We start from the raw sequence: 21,285 nt of genomic DNA on the forward strand, positions 1-21,285 counted from the left end.
TCACCTCACACCTGCTGACTGAACCACCTGCTGCGGACCGCCACCCGACAGCAGCAGGTACAGCGCTGCCATCCGGACGGAGACACCGTTCGCGACCTGCTCCCGGACCGTCGAGCGCGGGGAATCCGCGGCCGCGGCCGAGATCTCCAGCCCGCGGTTCATCGGTCCCGGGTGCATCACAATGCTATCGGCCTTCAACCGGCCGAGCCGTTCCTCGTCCAGCCCCCAGCGCCGCGTGTATTCGCGGGTGTTCGGGAAGAACGCCGCGTTCATCCGCTCGGCCTGGATGCGCAGCATCATCACGACGTCCGGCCCGCCGGCGATCGCGGCGTCGAGGTCGTAGCCGACCCCGGCCGGCCAGCCGGACAGGTCCACCGGCAGCAGCGTCGGAGGCGCGACGAGCGTCACGTGAGCCCCGAGGGTGCGCAGCAGCCACACGTTGGAGCGGGCGACCCGCGAATGGAGGATGTCGCCGACGATCGCGACGCTCACCCCGTCGAGATCCCGCCCGCGCGATGCCGTTCCGTGCAGCCTCCGGCGCATCGTGAACGCGTCGAGCAGCGCCTGCGTCGGGTGCTCGTGGGTGCCGTCCCCGGCGTTCAGGATGCCCGCCTCGATCCAGCCGCTCGCGGCCAGCGTCTGGGGCGCGCCGGAGGACCCGTGCCGGATCACCACCGCGTCCGCGCCCATCGCCTGCAGCGTCTGTGCCGTATCCTTCAGGCTCTCGCCCTTGGACACGCTGGAGCCCTTCGCGGAGAAGTTGATGACATCCGCGGACAGCCGCTTCGCCGCCGCCTCGAACGAGATGCGGGTGCGGGTCGAATCCTCGAAGAACAGGTTCACGACCGTCTTGCCGCGCAGGGTGGGGAGCTTCTTGACCTCGCGCTCCTGGACGTCCGCCATGTCCTCGGCCACATCGAGCAACTGGATCGCGTCCTCGCGCGCCAGATCGCGCGTCGACAGCAGGTGCCTCATGCGTCAGTCCCCTGGCTCTCGGCGCGCGACTCCTCGGGCGACTCCTCGATGGTGACCGACTCCTCGCCGTCCACCTCGCTCAGCCGGACGAAGATGCGCTCCGAAGCCGCCGACGGCAGGTTCTTGCCGACGAAGTCCGCCCGGATCGGCAACTCGCGGTGGCCCCGGTCGACCAGTACCGCGAGGCGCACCGCCCGGGGCCGCCCGAGGTCGCCGACCGCATCCAGAGCGGCGCGGATGGTGCGTCCCGAGAAGAGCACGTCATCCACCAGCACCACCGTCTTCCCGTCGATGGGACCGGGAACCGAAGTCGGCTGCGGTGTGCGGGTGGGATGCCGCGAGAGGTCGTCGCGGTACATGGTCACATCGAGCGCGCCGACGATGTCGGCCGGCGAGGCGATCGCCGCGGGCTCGATCCGCTGGATGTTCTCGGCGATCCGTCGCGCGAGCACGACGCCGCGGGTCGGGATCCCGAGGATGACCAGCCCATCCGTTCCCCGGTTGGACTCCAGGATCTCGTGGGAGATCCGAGTCAGCGCCCGGGCGATGTCAGCCTGTTGCAGCACGGTGCGTGCTGTCATGCCGACCTCCTTCCCCGCCTCACAGGACGGCTCTTAAAGGATGTCTACGTCGCCCACCCTACCAGGCGGCCGACATTCGTCACGAATGTCGCCTCCCGCAGCGGCTGCCGCGTGCACATTCGTCACGAATGCCGCCTCCCGCCGCCGCCACCGCGTGCACATTCGTCACGAATGTCGCCTCCCGCCGCCGCCAAGTCCACATTCGTCACGAATGTCACCTCCCACCGCCGCCAAGTCCACATTCGTCACGAATGTCACCTCCCACCGCCGCCAAGCGCACATTCGTCACGAATGTCGCCTCCAGCAGCCTCCAAGTGCACATTCGTGACGAATGTCACCTCCCGACGCCTCCAAGCGCACATTCGTCACGAATGTCACCTCCAGCAGCCTCCACGCGCACATTCGTCACGAATGTCACCTCCCGCCGCCGCCAAGTCCACATTCGTCACGAATGTCACCTCCCACCGCCGCCACGCGCACATTCGTCACGAATGTCACCTCCCACCGCCGCCACGTGCACATTCGTCACGAATGTCGCCTCCCGACGCCGCCAAGCGCACATTCGTCACGAATGTCGCCTCCCGCCGCCGCCACGTGCACATTCGTCACGAATGTCACCTCCCACCGCCGCCAAGTCCACATTCGTCACGAATGTCACCTCCCGACGCCGCCAAGCGCACATTCGTCACGAATGTCGCTGTGGGCGGGAGCGGTCAGTGGACGGCGAGGAACGACCGGAACGCCTTCGCGTCGGTCACGCTTCCGGGATACTGCTTGCCGTCGACGAGGACGGTCGGGGTTCCGGTGATCGTGTCGAGCGCCTTCCGGCCGTCGACCACGATCGGGCCCTTCTGCGAATTCGCGGTGTTGCCCTGCGCCCACGCCTGGTAGTGGCCGCTGTTGCCGAGGCATCCCGCGATGTCGGGCGCGCCCGCTTCGGTGGCGCGAGCGACGAGCTGCTTGTCGGTGAGCCCGGTGGAGTTCTCCTCGGGCTGGTCGACGAAGAGCGCCTGATAGAACGGCAGGATGCTGTTCCGGTCGCTCACCGCGACGCACGTCAACGCGGCGGCCGCCCGCGTGGAGTACCCGGTGCCGTTCGATGCGGCGTCCAGGAAGGTCAAGGGGTGCAGGCGCAGCGTGATCGAGCCGTCGTCCACGGCGTTCGCCAGCGTCGCCCCGTTCGCCTTCTCGAACGCCCCGCATACCGGGCACATCGCATCGAACCAGAGGTCGACCTTCTTGGCGCCGTTCCCGACCGCGATGAATCCGCCGTCGAAGTCGACGGCACCATCGGTGCCGGTCGGCGGCTTGTCCGTCGCGACCGGCACGTTGGATGCGCCACCCAGCAGCGAGCATCCCGCGACGGCGAAGACGACGCCGAGGGCGAGGACCAGAGCCGTCGCCGTCCGGCGCATGCGCCCGTCGATGCGGCCCCGCAGGCTCATACCGTCCTGCTCTGCGCGATCTTCGCCAGGAGCCCGTTCACGAACCCGGCGGAGTCGTCCGTCGACAGCACGGTCGCGGCCTCGACCGCCTCCGAGATGGCGACGCCCTCGGGGATCTCGTCGTTGAACAGCACCTCCCAGACGCCGATGCGCAGGATGGCGCGGTCGACAGCCGGCATGCGCGCGAGCGTCCACCCCTGGGCGTACGTCTCGATCAGCTCGTCGATCTCGTCCTGGTGCTCGATCACGCCGTCGAGGATCTCGCGGGCGTACAGCCAGGAGGCCTCACGCGCGGGCTCGTTCGCGGCGCGCTCGGCTTCCGTCGCCAGAGCCTGACGGAAGGGTGTCTGGCGCAGGTCCGCGCTGTACAGCACGTCCAGCGCGCGCTTGCGCGCCTTGGTCCGAGCGCTCATCTAGTCGTTGACGCGGCCGAGGTAGTCGCCCGTGCGGGTGTCGACCTTGACCTTCGTGCCGGTCTCCAGGAACAGGGGGACCTGGATCTGGTAGCCGGTCTCCACGGTCGCGGGCTTCGTGCCGCCAGTGGAGCGGTCGCCCTGCAGGCCGGGCTCGGTGTACGTGATCTCGAGCACGACGGACGCCGGGAGCTCCACGTAGAGCGGCAGGCCCTCGTGCAGCGCGACCGTCACGTTCTGGTTCTCGAGCATGAAGTTGGCGGCATCGGCGACGACGGGGCCCGGAATGGTGAGCTGGTCGTAGTCGGACGTGTCCATGAAGACGAAGTCGGCGCCGTCCTGGTAGAGGTACTGGTACTCGCGGCGGTCGACGTTGGTGATGTCGATCTTGGCGCCGGCGTTGTACGTGCGGTCCACCGTCTTGCCGGTGGTCACGTTCTTCAGCTTCGTGCGGACGAACGCGCCGCCCTTGCCCGGCTTGACATGCTGGAACTCGATCACGCTCCAGAGCTGCCCGTCGATGCTGAGGACGACGCCGTTCTTGATGTCAGCGGTTGAGGCCAAGAGGATGTTCCGTTCGTTCGTGGAAAAGATTCGGGTGGATGCCGCGCTCGCGATGCCGCGCTCGCTCCGGGCGGCCCACAGCGGGCCGCGCGCGGCGGCCCCACAAGATTCTAGACGTCAGGGCCGGTTTCGGCGAATGAACGCCAGCGCCAGCCGGTACGACTCGAACCCGAACCCGGCGATCACACCGGTCGAGACGGCCGTGATCACACTCGTGTGCCGGAACTCCTCCCGGGCGTGCGGATTCGACAGATGCACCTCGATGACCGTGCCGCCCGACGACGTCACCAGGGACACCGCATCCCGCAGCGCGTAGGAGTAGTGCGTCCAGGCGCCCGCGTTCAGGATGACGGGATCCCCCGAGTCCGCCGCCTCATGCAGCCAGCGCAGCAGCTGCCCCTCGTCGTCGGTCTGGCGCAGGTCGATGGTGTCGCCCGCTGCGTCCTCCTGGAGCACGGCGCGCAGGTCCTCGAGAGTCGCGGAGCCGTAGACGTCGGGCTCGCGCGTTCCGAGGCGGCCGAGGTTGGGTCCGTTGAGCACGAGGACGCTGGTCATGCGGTTCACCCTACCGGGGCCTCGCCCTCGGCCAGTGGACGGACGCGCACGGCCGACCACACATCGTCCACCGACACGTTGCTGATCGGGCGCCAGCCGAACGCGCCGGACTCGCGGATGATGACGTCGCGGTTGACATCCGCCCGGCCGGCCTTCGGATAGAGGAACCACACCGCTCGGGCGGCGGCGAGCAGCGGCAGCTCGGAACCGAAGCGATCCAGCAGCTCGGCGGTGGTCCGCACGAAGGACACGGCCACGGCCGCCTCAGCGGCGGGGGCTTCCGTCGTCCCCTCGGGAAGAGGGTCCAGGAGAGCACGCTCCGCCACGGTCGCGCCGGCGACGCTGACCGCATCCCCCGGCTTGACGAGCAGCTTCTCGGCGACGGACTTCGGCATCAGGAGCCGATCTCCTGGTAGGCGGCGAAGAGCAGGCTCTGGTCCGGGCCGGCCAGGATGGTCGGACGGGCGACGTCGTCGAGCACGATGAAGCGCAGCAGGCTGCCGCGCGCCTTCTTGTCGCGCTGCATCGCCGCGAGCAGCGTCTGCCAGCGGCCGAGCGGATACGACACCGGCAGGGTGAGCGACTCCAGGATCCGCCGGTGCCGGTCGACCACCTCGTCGCTCAGGCGGCCGCTGAGGCGGGCGAGTTCCGCCGCGAACACCATGCCGACCGAGACGGCGGCGCCGTGCCGCCACTGGTAGCGCTCGGCGTGCTCGATGGCGTGCCCCAGCGTATGGCCGTAGTTCAGGATCTCGCGCAGGCCCTGCTCGGTGAAGTCCTCTCTCACCACCCGGGCCTTGATGCCGATCGAGAGCTCCACCAGCCGACGGAACTCGGGCGTCTCCGGGTCCGTCGCTCTCTCGACATCGGTCTCGATGATGTCGAGGATCTCGGGCTCGGCGATGAAGCCGTACTTCACGACCTCGGCGAAGCCCGCGAGGATCTCGTTCCGCGGCAGCGACGTGAGCGTGTCCAGGTCGCAGATCACCGCCGCGGGCGCGTAGAAGGCGCCGACCAGATTCTTGCCCTCTGCCGTGTTGATGCCGGTCTTGCCGCCGACGGCCGCATCCACCATCCCGAGCAGCGTCGTCGGCACCTGGATGAGCTTCACGCCGCGCAGCCACGTCGCCGCGACGAAGCCGGCGAGGTCGGTGACCGCGCCACCCCCGAAGCCGATCACGGCGTCCGAACGGGTGAAGTCCGCCTGGCCCATGATTCCCCAGAGGAACGAGGCGACCTCGACCCGCTTGGCGGCCTCCGCATCCGGCACCTCCGCGAGCAGCACCTCGTACCGGCCGAGCAGCGACTCGCGCAGTTCCGCCGCGGCCGCGCCCAGGGTCGGCGGGTGCACGACGAGGATCTTGTTCACCCCGTTTCCCAGGTGGGCGTCGAGGTCGAGGCGCAGGCCCCGCCCGACGACCACCGGATAGGGCCGTGTTCCGGAGACCAGGATCTCGGTGGGTGCGTCGGTCATTCGTGTCCTTCCGTCTGCACCCACGCCGCGATCTCCTCGACGATGGCGTCGATGGACCGCGACGAGGTGTCGGCCGTGTAGTCGGCGAGCGAGTGGTAGAGGTCGCTGCGCTGCGCGACGAGGCGCTTCCACGACTCCAGATCCGTGATGAGCGGGCGCTTGCCGGTCGAGATCCGTTTCGCGATGGCTTCCGGGCGCACGGTCAGCAGGATCACGCGCGTATCGGCGAGGTCGGCCTGCGTCTGCGGATCGAGGACCGCTCCCCCGCCGAGCGACACGACGCCGGGCTGCCGGAGCGCCCCCGCCACGGCGACCCGCTCCAGCTGCCGGAAGTACGCCTCGCCGTGGGTGGCGAAGATGTCGGGGATCGGTCCGTTGCCGGCGACCACCAGGGCGTCGGTGTCGACGAACGGCAGGTCCAGCAGCGCGGCGAGCCGCTTGCCGACGCGGGACTTCCCGGCCGCCGGCGGCCCGATCAGGGCGATGGTCTGCCCGTCCGGGAGCCGAGGTCCGTCAGGCACAGCGTGCTCCTCAGGTACAGGGCGCTCCTCAGGTACAGGGTGATCCTCAGGCACACGGAGCCCTTCAGGCATACGGGGAACTGAGGCGCTCAGTGGTGAGGTTCTGCGGGATGGCGTCCAGATAGCCGCGCAGGTTGCGGGCCGTCTCGGCGATCGAGTCGCCGCCGAACTTCTCCAGCACGGCGTTCGCCAGCACGAGCGCCACCATCGCCTCCGCCACCACGCCGGCGGCGGGAACGGCACAGACGTCGGAGCGCTGGTGGTGGGCCGGAGCCGCCTCACTGGTCGCCACATCCACAGTGCGGAGGGCATGCGGGATGGTCGCGATCGGCTTCATCCCGGCCCGGACCCGCAGCACGCCACCGGTGCTCATGCCGCCCTCGGTTCCGCCCGCCTTGTCACTGGTGCGGACGATGGCGCCGTCCTCGGCGAGCAGTTCGTCGTGGGCCTGCGAGCCGCGCCGGGTGGTGGTCAGGAAGCCGTCGCCGACCTCGACGCCCTTGATCGCCTGGATGCCCATCAGGGCGGCGGCGAGCTGCGCATCCAGCTTGCGGTCCCAGTGGACGTGCGAGCCGAGGCCCGGCGGGAGGCCGTATGCGAGGACCTCGACGACACCGCCGAGCGTGTCGCCGTCCTTATGGGCGGCATCCACCTCCTCCACCATCCGCTCGGAGGTGGCCGGGTCGAAGCACCGCAGCGGATCGCCGTCGAGCGTGTCCACGTCGGCGGGCGTCGGCAGCGGCGCGTCCTCGGGGACCCGGACCGGGCCGATGGAGAGCGTGTGACTGACGAGGGTGATGCCCAGCTCGTCGAGGAACGACTTGGCGATGGCGCCGAGCGAGACCCGGGCGGCGGTCTCCCGGGCGCTCGCCCGCTCGAGGATCGGGCGAGCCTCGTCGAAGCCGTACTTCTGCATCCCGACGAGGTCGGCGTGCCCCGGGCGCGGGCGCGTCAACGCCGCCCCACGTCCGGACTGCAGCACAGCGGGGTCGACCGGCTCGGGGCTCATCACATCCACCCACTTCGGCCACTCGGTGTTGCCGATGCGCAGCGCGATCGGGCTGCCGAGGCTCAGGCCGTGCCGGACGCCGCCGGAGATCTCCAGCGCATCCTGCTCGAACTTCATCCGGGCCCCGCGGCCGTAGCCGAGCTTGCGGCGCGCCAGATCGGCGCGGATCGCGTCGAGCGACACCGGGACCCCGGCGGGAAGACCCTCCAGGACGGCAATGAGTTCGGGGCCGTGGGATTCCCCGGCGGTGAGCCAACGAAGCATTCTTCGATTCTGGCATAGCGCCACGCGAGCTCCGGGCGGGCAGGCGCTGGCTCTCCCCTCGTTCGTCCTGAAGTCGACCTCAATTGCGGGACGTCGATCCGGTGCCTCCGAGCGCGACAAACCGCCGTTGTGAGCGATCTCCGCACCGTCGCGGACGAAGTGCCCAGCCTTCCGGTCCGCGTCGTGAGTTGGGAGCCACGGAGACGACCCGTTAGGTTCGCACGACGGATCCCGGCAGGAGCAGGGTCCAGAGTGAAGCGGCCTGGCGTCAACCGCGAACAGAGAAAGCGAATACAGCGTGGGCATGAACTACGACTCGGGCGACTCGAACAGTGTGAAGACTGCACTCTCGGCCAATCTCACCGCGGGGTCTGCGGTGCTGGAGAAGTTGGCGAGCGCCTCCGACCGTCTCATTGCCGGCCTGGCCACAGGAGAACTGTCGGGGAAAGGGTATTCCGCGGTCGAGGCGTTGTTCGTTCAGATCATTGCGCCCTGCATTCTGCGGACGAAGAGCGAGATCGACTCCGTTCAGGATGACCTGGGCACTTTTGCGATGGAAGACGCGAAGGTCAGCCGGTTCGGCGTCCTGAAAGAGGATGAGCTGAACACCCAGCTCACCGCGACGAAGAAGCAGCGGGACGCGACCGAACACCAGATCGAAGTCAACAGATCTGTATTGACCTCCGCGACGACCGTACCCGGATTGGGTGAAGCCCTCGAGACGAAGAACTCTCAACTGGAGCTGGTGCTGAACCAGCTCGAGAACGACGTTCGCGATCTGGAAGACAGGCTGGAAGCACTCCACGCCTTTGCGGAAGGGACCACAGGCCTGTTCGCCGATGGTCTCGAAAACCTCGCTGCCGCCATGGCGGAGACTGTTGCCCTGCTGAAGCAACTCGCCCCCGGTAGTGCGGCGGCTGGGCACGGCGCTTCGGCAGCGCGGATGAGCGCTCTCGGCTTCCTGGCCGGGCTGGAGTCGTCGAAGGACTGGACGTCGGCGACGCCCGCGGAACTGCTGTCGCTCCTGAAAGCTGTGTCCCCGTCGCAACTGAGCATGATGCTTGCAGCGCATCCCGAACTGCTTCAGAGGTTCTGGGACCACCCGCCGGCACCGGAGAAGACTGCTGCCTGGTGGAAGAAGCTCGACGCGACGCAGCGCAAGGAGTGGGCGAAAGCAGCCCCGAAGCTGGTCGGCAACCTCGACGGTGTTCCCCCGCGCGTGCGTTCCGACGCCAACTTTGCATGCTTGGTCGCCGACTTGGCCGAGGCGAAGAAGTGCCTCAAGAACGCCAAGGCGGACCCCGAGCTCACCTCGCCGTTCGAGGGGGTTCGCCGACTGGCCCTGAACCGTCTCGCCGAGGCGCAGAAGCTGGCCGACACACTCTCTAGGATCAACAAGGCTTACGGTAAGGGTCCGGCCGGCGACCCACCGCATGAGCTCTATGTCTACAAGCCCGGCGAACACATCAAAGTCGCCATCAGCACCGGTCTGCTCGAGACCGCCGAACACATCAGCGTCTTAGTACCCGGGATGGGGACCACCGCCGACGACATCGGACAGTACGGTGTGGCTGCAAAGGACATGCGGCAGCAGCAATGGCGTGCGTCTGGTGTCGATCCGAGCAAGATCGCGGTGCTGTCGTGGCTGGACTACGACCCGCCCAGTGGCCTGGATGCGTGGGGCGTCTTCCATGACGATCTCGCCAAGGCCGGCGCGGAGCGGCTCGGGAACACCCTGCGAGGGCTGACGGCGGTGAAGGACTGGCCGGCGAACGCGGACGGGCTCTCGGTTGTGGCGCACTCGTACGGGACCGACGTCGCCACCCTCGCCCTGGCGCGCGAAGGGGTGTCGGCTGGACATGTCGTGCTGCTCGGCTCGGCGGGCATCTCCGGCAGCATCCCGTCTGCAGCTGCGTTGCACGTGCCGGGCGGGGAAGTGTACGCGGCGCAGGGCGTACGCGACGAATGGGCCGGGCTCGGACAGTTCGGTTCCGGCCGGACCGATCCCACCAGCTCGGGCTTCGGTGCGCACCCGTTCAGTGCCGAGAACACCAGCCTCGACGGTCAGGCGCTGAAGGGGATCACCAAGCACGGGCCGTTCGGAGACGGGTCGAATGACTCCGGCTCCTACAGCTACCTCGACAACCTCACCTCTGCCCAGTACAGCACAGCGATGGCGACGATGGGGCGTGGGCAGGAGGTCCCCGTCGGCGGCACCCCACTGGACCGATGGACGGTGCCGCAGCCGCAACCAGGCCCGTTCCCGACCCCGTTTGGCTCGGGACGATGACAGCGATGTCGAGGCAGCGTCGGCGGGCTGTGGTGCGTATCGTGGCGCTGACCGCGCTGGTTGCCACAGCAACCCTGACCGGGTGCGCACCACAACCCAAGACCGCGAAGGAGATCCAGCAGGTGGAAGACGACGACAAAGCCGACCGCGCCGCGGTGCAACACGAGATCCAGCGCCTCTACGACGAGGCCGCCGCCCTGGTCGCCGACACCTGGCCGAAACCAGACACGATGAACTGGCAGACCGCGTGTGGTGACTACGCCGACGGCACCCAGTCGGAGACCTGGAACATCGCCAACCAGTACAAGGGTCCGACCAAATTCAGCCCCGAGGAGACGGCGGAGCGGGTGGCGAAGATGTTGACCGACTACGGGTTCCCGACGAAGGTGATCGAGGACAACAAGATCTACCCGCCACGGAAAGTCGTGTCTTACCCGCCCTATCTCACCGGGGTCCGTGAAGACGGCTTCGCGATCGTCTTCACCATCGGTGAGAACTACTCCGACTTCTCCGGTTACAGCCGGTGCGCTCCGATCGACCCGGACGACCCGGTACTCCCGAAGAACTGGTGACGGTGATTCGACTGTGCCCCACACCGTTGGGTTCGGGACGATGACAGCGATGTCGAGGCAGCGTCGGCGGGCTGTGGTGCGTATCGTGGCGCTGACCGCGCTGGTTGCCACAGCAACCCTGACCGGATGCGCACCACAACCCAAGACCGCGAAGGAGATCCAGCAGGTGGAAGACGACGACAAAGCCGACCGCGCCGCAGTCCAACACGAGATGCAGCGCCTCTACGACGAGGCCACCGCCCTGGTCGCCGACACCTGGCCGAAACCAGACACGATGACCTGGCAGCCCGGGTGTGGTGACTACGCCGACGGCACCCCGTCGGAGACGTGGAACATCTTCAACCAGTACAAGGGTCCGACGAAGTCCAGTCCTGAGGAGACGGCGGAGCGGGTGGCGAAGATGTGGACCGACTACGGTTTCCCGACGAAAGTGATCGAGGACAACAAGATCTACCCGCCACGGAAAGTCGTGTCCTACCCACCCTATCTCACCGGGGTCCGTGAAGACGGCTTCGCGATCGTCTTCACCATCGGTGAGAACTACTCCGACTTCCGTGGTTACAGTCGGTGCGCTCCGATCGACCCGGACGACCCGCGACTCCCGAAGAACTGGTGACGGTGATTCGCTCGGGTCGCGAGGGACTGCCCGCCCCGATCAGTCCCCCAGCTGAGCGCCCCGCTCGTCGATTCCGACCGCCTCCCGCATCGCGGCCAGGATGTCCGGCTCATTAGGGAGCGGCTCCAGGGGGTCGCCGGAGACGAACACGCGCACCTGCAGCAGCGCCTGGTGGACGAGCATGGCGAGACCCGAGACCGTGCGGCCGCCCACGGACTCCCACTGCGCCGCGAGTGGAGTGGGCCACGGCTCGTAGGCGACGTCGAACAACAGGGAACGACGCCGGGTGGAGTCCGTGTACAGGGCCTCGGTGAGGGCGCCGCCCGGGACGGTGCTGATCACGAGCTCGGGGACGTCCAGCGAGCGATCCGCCTGTGAGAAGGGGCGGATGCGGATGCGCAGGCCCAGGTCGTTGGCCAGCTGTTCCATCCAGGAGCTTCGTGCGAGGTCGCGCACGTGCACATCCACCCGTTCCGCTCCGAGCTCCGCAGCAGCGACGAGCGCGGACGCGGCGGTCGCTCCGCCGCCGAGGATGTGGACGTAGCGCACCTGCTCGAGACCGGCGGCGCGGAGTGCGTGGACGATACCGGCGACATCGGTGTTGAATCCGCGGACGTCCTCGCCGTCCAGCAGGACCGTGTTTGCTCCCCCGGTCTGTTCGGCGATGCGGTCCGTGTCGCTGAGCAGCGGCAGGACCGCCTTCTTCAACGGCATGGTCAGCGACAGACCCCGCCACTCCTGGCCCAGGCCGGCGATGAAGCCGGGCAGCGCATCCTCGGTCACGTCGACGGCCTCGTAGGACCAGTCGAGGCCGAGGGCGCTGTATGCGGCGCGGTGGAGCTCGGGAGACCGCGAGTGGCCGATCGGCGAGCCGAGCACGGCCAGGCGCCGGATCGGAGCTTTGGCCGCGCGGGGCTTGGATGCCTTCGGCTTGGCGGGAGCGGGTGCGGGCGCAGCTGCCGGCTCGGACTCCGGCTCGGGCTCCGGCCCGGGTTCCCGCTCGGACTCCGGCTCCGGGTCCTCGCGGTCTGCGGCCTCCACGGCCTCCGCCACCGCAGCCTCCTCGGCCTCCCGCTGGCGCTCCTCGTCGACCAGCGCGGCGATCGCGGCCTCCGCCGACGCCTCGGAGACACCGTTCTCGACGGCGAGCTTCTCGACGGCGAGCTCTTCGGCGGTGACCCCCTCGGCCTCGACCCCCTCGGCCGCCTCCGTCATGTCCACGTCGCGCGTAGGCTTGCTGGTCTTATCCATAACCGGGGTTGTCCTTCATCCATTGCTGCCATTTCGCGACCGCCGCATCGTGCTCGGCCTGAGTCGTGGAGAAGATCGTCTCTCCGGTCTTCAGGTTCCAGGTCACGAAGTACATCCACGGGCCGTCGGCGGGATGCTGCACGGCGTTGATCGCCAGGTCGCCCGGGTTCGAGATCGGCCCGACGGGGAGACCTGGATGCACGTACGTGTTGTACGGGTTGCTCGCGTCCTCCCGCTCCGCGTCCGTCGTCTCGACCCGGTTGGTGTGGCCGGTGCCATAGGCGACCGTCGCATCCGACTGCAGATCCCAGCCCTGAGCGAGACGATTGAGGAACACGCGCGCGACCTTGGGGTAGTCGTCCTTGAGTCCGGCCTCGCGCTGCACGATCGACGCGAGGATGACGGTGTTCCACCGGTTCTGGGGAGCGACGCCCGCCGCATCCAGCGACTGGAACATCCGGTCGACCATGGTCTTGATCGCCTGCTGCGCGGTGGTCCCCGGGGGGAACGTGTACGTCGCCGGGAACAGGAAGCCCTCGAGGGATTTCGCCTGGGCGGGCAGACCGTACGCCGCCGGGTTCGCCGCAGCGGCCTGAAGGTCGGCGAGCGGGATCTTCGTCGCCGTGGCGACCGTCTGGAGCGCGTCCTTCTCGGCCGTCCCCTCCGGGATCACCGCCGTGTTCTGGACGCGCGAGGCCGGGTCCTCCAGTGCCGCGAGCGCCGCCGCCGCGCTCATCTGCTTCGCCAGCTTGAAGACGCCGGGCTGGAACTCGGCCTGCGGCTTCTGGCGCAGCAGGAGCGAGTAGAACGCGTCGTAGGTCTTCACCACCCCGGCTTTAGCCAGGTTCTGCGAGATGGAGGAGCCGTCGTCGCCGGACTTGATGGTGAACATCACCTCGCCGGTTCCGGTGCCCTTGTAGTCGTCGTCCGGCGGGAACAGGGCGTTCTGCAGCTTGACGATCTGCGGCTGGAAGATCGCGTACGCGCCCCCGGCCATCCCGCCCAGCAGGCCGAGGACCACGATGGTCACGACGAGTCGCCGCACCCAGCGCCGCTTCTTGCGCGGTTCGTCGTGCGACACGTAGTTCTGCTGCCGCCAGACGAGGCCGGCCACGGTGTGCGCCGAGTCGTCGTGTGCCGACCTGTGGTGGGCGGGCGCGTCGTCGGTGTCCTCGAGCATTCCGAACAGAGTACGCGCAGGATGATCGTGGTGCGTGGATGCCTGCTCGTCCGACCCATGACGGGCGGCCACGCCGACGGGTTCCGGCTCTTCGATCTGGGCCACGGGGCCCGTGATCACGGCGTCGAAGTCGAGGCCGGCCAATGCTGCCGTTTCGGCGGGTGACTCGTGCCCGGGTCCGGGCGGCGAGGTCGGACCGACCGCTTCGTGAGTCAGGGCCTGCTGCTGCGCCTCGCGCGCCGCGCGCGCCTCTCGGCGGGTCATCGGAGGACGCTCGGCGCCGGCCTCGGCTGCTGCCGGCGACGGCGCCTGCTGCTGGGCCGGTTCCTGCTGCCCGGGTTCCTGCTGCGCCGGCGGCGGCTGGAGCGGCGCGGGCGGCCGGTTCACCGCCGGGAAGGCGGGCGGCTCCGGCCGCTCCTGCGGGTTCTGAGTCAAGCTAGCGTCCAATGCTCGATTCGACGGGGTCACCCGGCGGACGGCCTGTAGACCGCTCCGCATCGAGGGCGTGCTGCAAAATTATCGTGGCCGCGACCTGATCCACCACTGGACGCGCCTTCTTCGTATTCCTGCCCGACGCACGCAGCGCCGAGGCCGCCGACACGGTCGACAAGCGCTCGTCGACCAGACGCACCGGGACGCCGGTCTCGGCGGCCAGCGCCGTGGCGAACCCGATCGCATCCGCCGTGGAGGCGGTGTGCGCTCCCGAGAGCGCCAACGGCAGGCCGACGATAACCTCGAAGGCTCCGAGTTCGCCGACGATCTCGGCGATCCTGCGGCGATCCGCAGCATCCTCGGAGCGTGCGACCGTCTCGACGGGGGTCGCCAGCATTCCGTCGAGGTCGGAGCGGCTCACGCCGATCCGGACCTTGCCGACGTCGATGCCGATCCGCACCCCGCTGCGCACCGGTGCTACCCGATCGCCGAGACCACGGCGGTCAGCGCCGCCGGGATCGCGTCGGTGTCCGTGCCGCCGCCCTGCGCCAGGTCGGCCTTGCCGCCGCCACCGCCGCCCAGGACACCGGCCGCCGTCTTGGCGAGCGCGCCCGCGTTGACGCCCGCGTCGCGAGCCGCCTGGTTGGTGCCGACGATCACGACGGGCTTGCCCGCGGCGCGTGCCGCCAGCGCGACCGTCGCCGCGTCCGAGCCCAGCCGCTCCCGCACGGTCGTCACCAGCAGCCGCAGGTCGTCGGCGCTGTTCAGCGTCCCGGCATCCTCTGCCACGACAGTGACTGAACCGCGACGCGTGGCCGAATCCAGCAGCGTGGGCACCTTGTCCAGTACGGCCCGCGCCTCGAACGCCTGGATGCGCTTCTCCGCGGCCTTGAGGTTCGCCATCAGGTCGGCGATCTTCTCGGGCAGCTGCTCGCGCGGCGTCTTGAGGGAGCTGGAGAGCTGCGACACGATGGTGCGCTCCACCGCGAGGTCCTTGAAGGCCTCCAGCCCGACCAGGGACTCGACGCGCCGATTCGTGGAACCGACGGACGACTCGCTGACGAGGTTGATCATCCCGATCTCGGCGCTGGAGGACACGTGGGTGCCTGCACACAGCTCACGCGACCACGGACCGCCGATGTCCACCACGCGGACCACGTCGCCGTACTTCTCGCCGAACAGGGCCATCGCGCCGAGCGCCTTCGCCTCGGCGAGCGGAAGCTCGCGGGTGCTCACCTCGAGATTCTGCCGGATCGCGTTGTTCGAGATCTCCTCGATCTCGGTACGGGTCTCGGCCGAGAGCGCCTGGTTCCACGAGAAGTCGAGGCGCAGGTAGCCGGCCTTGTTGAAGGAGCCCGACTGGTGTGCGTTCGGCCCGAGCACCTGCCGGAGGGCCGCGTGGATGATGTGGGTCCCCGAGTGCGCCTGGCGTGCGCCTCGGCGGTAGTCGCCGTCCACGATGCTCGTCGCGGGCGCGCCGAGCCCGACCTCGCCGCTGCGGACGAGGACCTTGTGGCTGATGAGCCCCTTGACCGGCTTCTGCACGTCGAGCACATCCAGCTCGTAGCCGGGACCGACGATCGAGCCGGCATCCGCGTCCTGACCGCCGGACTCCGCATAGAGGGCGGTCGCCCCGAGGATGATCTCCGCGACCTGGCCTTCGCTAGCACGGTCCACCGAGCGGCCGTCGACGATGAGACCCAGGACGCTGGACTCCGTCTGCAGCTCCGTGTAGCCGGTGAACACCGTCTCGCCGAGCGAACGGAAGGCGCTGTAGACGGAGAGGTCGGCCAGCGCGGTCTTCTTGGCCTTTGCGTCCGCCTTCGCGCGCGAACGCTGGTCGGCCATGAGCCGGTCGAACGCCGTGCGGTCGACCGTCAGGCCGGCTTCATCCGCCATCTCGAGCGTGAGGTCGATGGGGAAGCCATAGGTGTCGTGCAGCAGGAACGCGGTGTCGCCCGCGAGCTGCGTGCGACCCTCCTTCTGCGTCGTCGCCACGGCGGTGTCGAGGATGCCGGTGCCGGCCACGAGGGTCCGGAGGAAGGTCTCCTCCTCGGCGTACGCCAGCTGCGAGATCCGGGCGAACTCGGTCGCCACCTCCGGATACGCCGCCTTCATCGCGTCCCGCGAGACGGGGAAGAGCTCCGGGAAGGTCGCCGACTCCACGCCGAGCAGGCGCATCGCCCGAACGGTGCGGCGGAGCAGACGGCGCAGCACGTAGCCGCGGCCCTCGTTCGACGGCGTGACGCCGTCGGCCATCAGCATCAGCGCGCTGCGGACGTGGTCGGCGACGACCCGCAGCCGCACGTCGTCCTCGTGCGCCTCGTTGCCGTACGGCTTCTCGGCGAGCTCGGCGGCGCGATCGAGCACGGGCCGGACCTGGTCGATCTCGTACATGTTGTCGACGCCCTGCTTGATGAACGCGACGCGCTCGAGGCCCATGCCGGTGTCGATGTTCTTCTTCGGCAGGTCGCCGAGGATGTCGAACTCCTTGCCGTCGCCCTCGCCGCGCAGGTACTGCATGAAGACGAGGTTCCAGATCTCGACGTACCGGTCGTCGTCCGTCGCCGGACCGCCGTCCGCCCCGTATGCGGGCCCGCGGTCGAAGAAGATCTCGGAGCACGGACCCGCCGGCCCCGGCTGGCCCGTCGACCAGTAGTTGGTGTCCTTGCCGAGGCCCTGGATGCGCTCCGGCGGGAGGCCGGCGACGCGGCCCCAGATCTCTCGGGCCTCCTCGTCCTCCTCATACACCGTCACCCAGAGATCGTCGGGCGAGAACCCGAGGCCGCCCTCGCCCTCGGACGTGGTGAGCAGGTCCCAGGCGAACGTGATCGCCTGCTCCTTGAAGTAGTCGCCGAACGAGAAGTTGCCGCACATCTGGAAGAAGGTGCCATGCCGGGGCGTCTTGCCGACTTCGTCGATGTCGAGGGTCCGGATGCACTTCTGCACACTCGTCGCGCGCGGGAAGGGCGCGGGCACCACACCGGTCAGGTAGGGCACGAACGGCACCATTCCGGCCACCGTGAACATCAGCGAGGGGTCGTCGCTGATGAGGGAGGCGGAGGGCACGACGGTGTGGCCGCGCTGCGCGAAGAAGTCGAGCCAGCGGCGGTGGATTTCAGCAGTCTGCATGGGTTCCGGTCGATCGAAAGTCTGTGGGGTGAGGAGGGACGCAGGCGGCGTCAGTCGCCCTGGATGGCCGAGCGGAGCTCGGCCTCGCGCTGACGGTAGCCGTCGGACACGGCCTCACCGAAGTCGCGCGCTTTCCGGTCGATGCTGTTGAAGAATTCGCGACCTTTGGCGGTCTCGTTGACCTGGTGGGCGACGGCGAAGCCGATGGCGACGCCTGTGAGCAGCCACAGGAAACTCTTCATGCTGGTCCTCCCTCTCTGGACGGCGCTGCGCGCGGGCGTCGGAACACCCGGGCGATCTCGCACCGAACAAGTCTAGTGCGAGCGCCCGCGAGTCTTCCGGGAGGAGGACCGGCCGTTGGAGGACCGGCCCGGGGCGAAGCCGCCGGCCGTCCGGAACGCGGCTCGCGCTGCGGCACTGAAGCCGGCCAGCTTGATCAGCGGACCACCGATGGTGGCGGCGAACAGGGCCACGAGCGCCGAGACGTTGCCCGTCACATCCGCGACGTTCCTGGTGATGACATCCACCCGCGCCAGCTGCTTGTTGGTCTCCTGCAGCGTGGTCGCCGTCTCGTCGAGGATCGGCGTGATGCCGTCGCTCGCCTCCTTGATCGCTGCGCGCGTCTGATCGAGCACACGCCCCAGCTTGATCAGCGGGATGGCGATGAAGCCGACGAGGACCGCGAACACGACGGCCGCGATCAACCCCGCGATGTCTCCTCCGGACACGTCGTCCCCTTCCATTCCGTCACCGGCATACGGATCCAGCGTAGCCGCAAGCGGCGCTCCCGGGAACGGCGAACGGGGCCGCGGCGCGATGCCGCGACCCCGTCCGGGCCGTACCTGCTGAACTCAGCGAGCCGCGTAGTACTCGACGACCAGCTGGACCTCGCAGGTCACGGGGACCTCGGCGCGCTTCGGGCGGCGCACCAGGCGGGCCTGCAGCTTGTCGATCTCGACATCCAGGTAGCCCGGGGTCTTCGGCAGCACGTCGAGGTGTCCGCCGGCGGCCGCGACCTGGAAAGGCTCGGTGCCCTCGGAGCGGGCCTTGACGTGGATGAGCTGACCCGGCTTCACGCGGAAGGACGGGCGGTCGACGAGGTTGCCGTCGACGAGGATGTGGCGGTGCACGACGAACTGGCGGGCCTGCGTGATGGTGCGGGCGAAGCCGGCGCGGAGCACGAGCGCGTCCAGGCGCATCTCGAGGAGCTCGACCAGGTTCTCACCGGTCAGGCCCTGGGTGCGACGGGCCTCCTCGAAGGCGATGCGGAGCTGCTTCTCGCGGATGCCGTACTGGGCGCGCAGACGCTGCTTCTCGCGCAGACGCACGGCGTAGTCCGAGTCGGCCTTGCGCTTGGTGCGGCCGTGCTCACCCGGAGCGTAGGGGCGCTTCTCCATGTAGCGCGCCGCCTTCGGGGTGAGCGGGATGCCCAGGGCCCGCGACTCGCGGGTCTTGCTGCGGGAACGTGAAGACACGGTTTCCTTTCGATTTCTCTCTGAAGTGGTGGATGCGGGCATACGTATGCGTCCGCAGAGAGAGGGATTGTTGCCAGGGACGCCCGGCTACAGGGCTACTCCCATCGAATCGTGACCGCGGCAGCCGCACCCCGAACACGCTTCTAGGCGCAGAAAGTCTAGCAGACCGACGTCATCGCCCGCGCACGATGCGGCGCAGCTTCGCCAGCCGTGCGGCGACGTCGCGCTCGTTGCCGTGCTCGGTCGGCGTGTAATACGTCGTGCCGTCCAGTTCGTCGGGGAGATACTGCTGCTTCAGCACTCCGAGCTCGTCGTCGTGCGGGTACTGGTAGCCCTTGCCGTGGCCGAGCCGCTTGGCGCCGGGATAGTGGGCGTCGCGCAGGTGCTTCGGGACGCGGCCGATCCTGCCCGCGCGCACGTCGGCGATCGCCGCGTCCAACGCCCGGTAGGCCGCATTCGACTTCGGCGCGGTCGCGAGGTGCACCACGGCCTGGGCGAGCGGGATGCGGCCCTCGGGCATCCCGATGTACTGGACGGCGTCCGCCGCCGCGATCGCCACGCCGAGCGCCTGCGGGTCGGCCATCCCGATGTCCTCCGACGCCAGGATGATGATGCGCCGGGCGATGAAGCGCGGATCCTCGCCGGCCTCGATCATGCGCGCCAGGTAGTGGAGGGATGCGTCGACATCCGACCCGCGCACCGACTTGATGAACGCGCTGATCACGTCGTAGTGCTCGTCGCCGTTGCGGTCGTAGCGCAGCAGGGCCCGGTCGACCGCCTGCGCGACGAGCTCGGCAGTGATGACCGGCTTCTCCTTGGCCGTCGCCGGCGTCGCGGACGCAGCCGTCACCGATGCCGCTTCGAGTGCGGTGAGGGCGCGCCGTGCGTCGCCGGACGCGAGGCGGATCAGCGCGGCCCGGGCCTCCGGGGCGAGCACGTACTGGTCTGCGAGCCCCCGGTCGTCGGCCACGGCGCGGTCGATGACCGTGCCGAGGTCGTCGTCGCTGAGCGTCTCGAGCGTGAGCAGCAGGCTGCGGGAGAGCAGCGGCGAGATGACCGAGAACGACGGGTTCTCGGTGGTCGCAGCGACGAGGATGACCCAGCCGTTCTCGACTCCCGGGAGCAGCGCATCCTGCTGAGCCTTCGTGAAACGGTGGATCTCGTCGAGGAAGAGGACCGTCGAGATGCCGTACAGGTCGCGGGTGGAGAGCGCCTCATCCATCACCAGCCGGACGTCCTTGACCCCGGCGGTGACCGCCGAGAGCTCGACGAACCGGCGTCCGGAGGAATGAGCGATCGCCTGAGCGAGCGTCGTCTTGCCCGTGCCCGGCGGACCCCACAGGATCACGGAGACGGAACCGGTCTGGCCCTCCTTGTCGGAGGCGAGCGCGACCAGCGGCGACCCGGGTTTCAGGAGGTGACGCTGCCCGGCCACCTCCTCCAGAGATTTCGGGCGCATGCGCACCGCGAGGGGTGTCGCTCCCGCCCGGAGCCCTGGTTGAGTGTCGACCACTCCATAAGGCTAGTCGCGACCACCGACACTCCCCGCGGCCGCGACAGGGTGCGAAGGGAGGCCGAGTTGGTCGTCCATAGATCGGACGGATAGGGTTCTCCATGATCCAGCGGGCCGATGTCTCGCGGACATCCCCCGAACGACTCTCCGGAGGACCAACGTGGCACCGAAGCAGAACGACCGCGACGCCCGACTGGCTCGGGAGCGGCTCCGCGCCTATCAGGCGCGCCAGAGCGTGCACGAGCACAAGGTCAAGCGGCGCGCGCGTGACAACTGGGTGGCCGGAATCGCGGCCGCCGTGATCGTGGTGCTGGCCGTCGGCACGCAACTGCTCTACTTCTCCGCCGGACCCGGCGCCGCGAAGGCCTCGGCGTCGGCATCGCCGTCCAGCTCGGCCTCCGCCTCGCCCTCGCCGTCTGCCTCCTCCTCGGGAGACGTCCCGCCCAAGACGCTCGCCGAGGACCGCACCTGGAAGGGCACCCTGACGATCAACGGCATCCCGCTCGACGTCTCGCTCGACGGCGCGAAGGCGCCTCAGGCGGTCTCCTCCACGATCTCGCTGGTGCAGAAGAAGTTCTACGACGGTCTCACCTGCCACCGCCTGACCAACGGCGGGTTCTACGTGCTGCAGTGCGGCGACCCCCAGGGCAACGGGTCCGGCGGCCCGGGCTACTCGTACGGACCGATCGAGAACGCGCCGAAGGACAACGTCTACAAGGCGGGCACCATCGCGATGGCCCGTCAGGGTGACAACGCGAACAGCCAGGGCAGCCAGTTCTTCATCGTCTACAAGGACACCACCATCCCGGCCGACCAGGCCGGCGGCTACACCGTCATCGGCACGATCACGAGCGGACTCGACCAGCTCGAGTCGAAGGTCACCGACAAGGGGGTCCAGGGCGGGAAGACCGACGGAGCGCCCGTTGTGGCGACCACCATCAACGGCTTCACCCTGCAGTGACCGCGACAGGTGCAATAGGCTGATTCCCGAACGTGGGGCGGCATCCCGCCCGGATCGCGCAG

At 68.8% G+C, this 21,285-nt stretch carries 22 protein-coding genes; 4 read left to right on the forward strand and 18 right to left on the reverse strand.

Annotation, left to right across the window (positions count from 1 at the left end):
* From BM287_RS08430 to aroC, 10 genes are all read right to left on the reverse strand, one after another.
* Positions 1 to 975, reverse strand: coding sequence for an aspartate carbamoyltransferase catalytic subunit (locus tag BM287_RS08430; protein ID WP_090037965.1), 975 nt, complete (start codon positions 973 to 975; stop codon positions 1 to 3).
* Positions 972 to 1,556 (reverse strand): bifunctional pyr operon transcriptional regulator/uracil phosphoribosyltransferase PyrR, encoded by a 585-nt coding sequence (gene pyrR, locus BM287_RS08435; RefSeq protein ID WP_090037960.1) that lies wholly within the window; start codon positions 1,554 to 1,556, stop codon positions 972 to 974. Before pyrR ends, BM287_RS08430 begins: the two co-directional genes overlap by 4 nt.
* 713 nt (positions 1,557 to 2,269) lie before the next feature.
* Complete coding sequence (locus BM287_RS08440; protein ID WP_090037955.1) at positions 2,270 to 3,001, reverse strand: DsbA family protein; 732 nt, start codon at positions 2,999 to 3,001, stop codon at positions 2,270 to 2,272.
* Entirely contained in the window at positions 2,998 to 3,414 is a 417-nt protein-coding gene (nusB, locus tag BM287_RS08445) for a transcription antitermination factor NusB (protein ID WP_090037952.1), read from the reverse strand. Before nusB ends, BM287_RS08440 begins: the two co-directional genes overlap by 4 nt.
* The gene (gene efp / locus BM287_RS08450; protein ID WP_090037949.1) at positions 3,415 to 3,978 is read right to left on the reverse strand and encodes an elongation factor P; all 564 of its coding nucleotides are present in this window, start codon (positions 3,976 to 3,978) and stop codon (positions 3,415 to 3,417) included. It abuts the gene before it with no gap.
* A 117-nt stretch (positions 3,979 to 4,095) separates the two neighbouring features.
* Entirely contained in the window at positions 4,096 to 4,533 is a 438-nt protein-coding gene (locus BM287_RS08455; protein ID WP_090038334.1) for a type II 3-dehydroquinate dehydratase, read from the reverse strand.
* Between the two features lie 5 nt (positions 4,534 to 4,538).
* Positions 4,539 to 4,928, reverse strand: coding sequence for a hypothetical protein (locus BM287_RS08460; protein ID WP_244528064.1), 390 nt, complete (start codon positions 4,926 to 4,928; stop codon positions 4,539 to 4,541).
* Positions 4,928 to 6,007: a 3-dehydroquinate synthase gene (aroB, locus tag BM287_RS08465; protein WP_090037946.1), complete on the reverse strand. Its 1,080-nt coding sequence runs from the start codon at positions 6,005 to 6,007 to the stop codon at positions 4,928 to 4,930. The genes BM287_RS08460 and aroB overlap by 1 nt, the downstream gene beginning before the upstream one ends.
* Positions 6,004 to 6,528, reverse strand: a complete 525-nt coding sequence (locus BM287_RS08470; protein WP_244528066.1) for a shikimate kinase — start codon at positions 6,526 to 6,528, stop codon at positions 6,004 to 6,006. Before BM287_RS08470 ends, aroB begins: the two co-directional genes overlap by 4 nt.
* Before the next feature lie 64 nt (positions 6,529 to 6,592).
* Positions 6,593 to 7,801 carry a chorismate synthase gene (gene aroC / locus BM287_RS08475; protein ID WP_090037942.1) on the reverse strand — a complete coding sequence of 403 codons (1,209 nt, stop codon included), beginning with the start codon at positions 7,799 to 7,801 and terminating at the stop codon, positions 6,593 to 6,595.
* A 304-nt stretch (positions 7,802 to 8,105) separates the two neighbouring features.
* Between aroC and BM287_RS17810 the strand changes: the two genes are divergently transcribed.
* Genes BM287_RS17810 through BM287_RS08490 form a run of 3 tightly spaced genes read left to right on the forward strand, consistent with a single transcriptional unit; the run spans position 8,106 to position 11,279 of the window.
* Entirely contained in the window at positions 8,106 to 10,091 is a 1,986-nt protein-coding gene (locus BM287_RS17810; protein ID WP_244528068.1) for an alpha/beta hydrolase, read from the forward strand.
* A 5-nt stretch (positions 10,092 to 10,096) separates the two neighbouring features.
* Complete coding sequence (locus tag BM287_RS08485; RefSeq protein ID WP_244528070.1) at positions 10,097 to 10,663, forward strand: SadB/YajI family lipoprotein; 567 nt, start codon at positions 10,097 to 10,099, stop codon at positions 10,661 to 10,663.
* Between the two features lie 49 nt (positions 10,664 to 10,712).
* Positions 10,713 to 11,279 carry a SadB/YajI family lipoprotein gene (locus tag BM287_RS08490; RefSeq protein WP_244528072.1) on the forward strand — a complete coding sequence of 189 codons (567 nt, stop codon included), beginning with the start codon at positions 10,713 to 10,715 and terminating at the stop codon, positions 11,277 to 11,279.
* A gap of 39 nt (positions 11,280 to 11,318) precedes the next feature.
* Here BM287_RS08490 and BM287_RS08495 read toward each other — a convergent pair whose 3' ends face one another.
* The 8 genes from BM287_RS08495 to BM287_RS08530 form a co-directional block, all read right to left on the reverse strand.
* On the reverse strand, positions 11,319 to 12,530 hold the full coding sequence (locus BM287_RS08495; protein ID WP_090037937.1) for a shikimate dehydrogenase: 1,212 nt from the start codon (positions 12,528 to 12,530) through the stop codon (positions 11,319 to 11,321).
* Positions 12,523 to 14,145, reverse strand: coding sequence for an endolytic transglycosylase MltG (gene mltG, locus BM287_RS08500; protein ID WP_244528075.1), 1,623 nt, complete (start codon positions 14,143 to 14,145; stop codon positions 12,523 to 12,525). Before mltG ends, BM287_RS08495 begins: the two co-directional genes overlap by 8 nt.
* Before the next feature lies 1 nt (position 14,146).
* Complete coding sequence (ruvX, locus tag BM287_RS08505; protein WP_170857479.1) at positions 14,147 to 14,614, reverse strand: Holliday junction resolvase RuvX; 468 nt, start codon at positions 14,612 to 14,614, stop codon at positions 14,147 to 14,149.
* 5 nt (positions 14,615 to 14,619) lie between these two features.
* Complete coding sequence (gene alaS / locus BM287_RS08510) at positions 14,620 to 17,274, reverse strand: alanine--tRNA ligase (RefSeq protein WP_090037933.1); 2,655 nt, start codon at positions 17,272 to 17,274, stop codon at positions 14,620 to 14,622.
* 50 nt (positions 17,275 to 17,324) lie between these two features.
* Positions 17,325 to 17,516, reverse strand: coding sequence for a hypothetical protein (locus tag BM287_RS08515; RefSeq protein WP_090037930.1), 192 nt, complete (start codon positions 17,514 to 17,516; stop codon positions 17,325 to 17,327).
* A 72-nt stretch (positions 17,517 to 17,588) separates the two neighbouring features.
* On the reverse strand, positions 17,589 to 18,002 hold the full coding sequence (locus BM287_RS08520; RefSeq protein WP_244528076.1) for a DUF948 domain-containing protein: 414 nt from the start codon (positions 18,000 to 18,002) through the stop codon (positions 17,589 to 17,591).
* 123 nt (positions 18,003 to 18,125) lie between these two features.
* Positions 18,126 to 18,749, reverse strand: coding sequence for a 30S ribosomal protein S4 (rpsD, locus tag BM287_RS08525; protein ID WP_244528084.1), 624 nt, complete (start codon positions 18,747 to 18,749; stop codon positions 18,126 to 18,128).
* 172 nt (positions 18,750 to 18,921) lie between these two features.
* The gene (locus BM287_RS08530; RefSeq protein WP_090037921.1) at positions 18,922 to 20,262 is read right to left on the reverse strand and encodes a replication-associated recombination protein A; all 1,341 of its coding nucleotides are present in this window, start codon (positions 20,260 to 20,262) and stop codon (positions 18,922 to 18,924) included.
* 160 nt (positions 20,263 to 20,422) lie between these two features.
* Here BM287_RS08530 and BM287_RS08535 point away from each other — a divergent pair, with 160 nt between their 5' ends.
* Complete coding sequence (locus BM287_RS08535; protein ID WP_090037917.1) at positions 20,423 to 21,223, forward strand: peptidylprolyl isomerase; 801 nt, start codon at positions 20,423 to 20,425, stop codon at positions 21,221 to 21,223.
* Positions 21,224 to 21,285: the final 62 nt, after the last annotated feature.

Origin of the sequence: Leifsonia sp. CL147 (assembly GCF_900114565.1) — a bacterium.
Classification (GTDB): Bacteria; Actinomycetota; Actinomycetes; order Actinomycetales; family Microbacteriaceae; genus Leifsonia.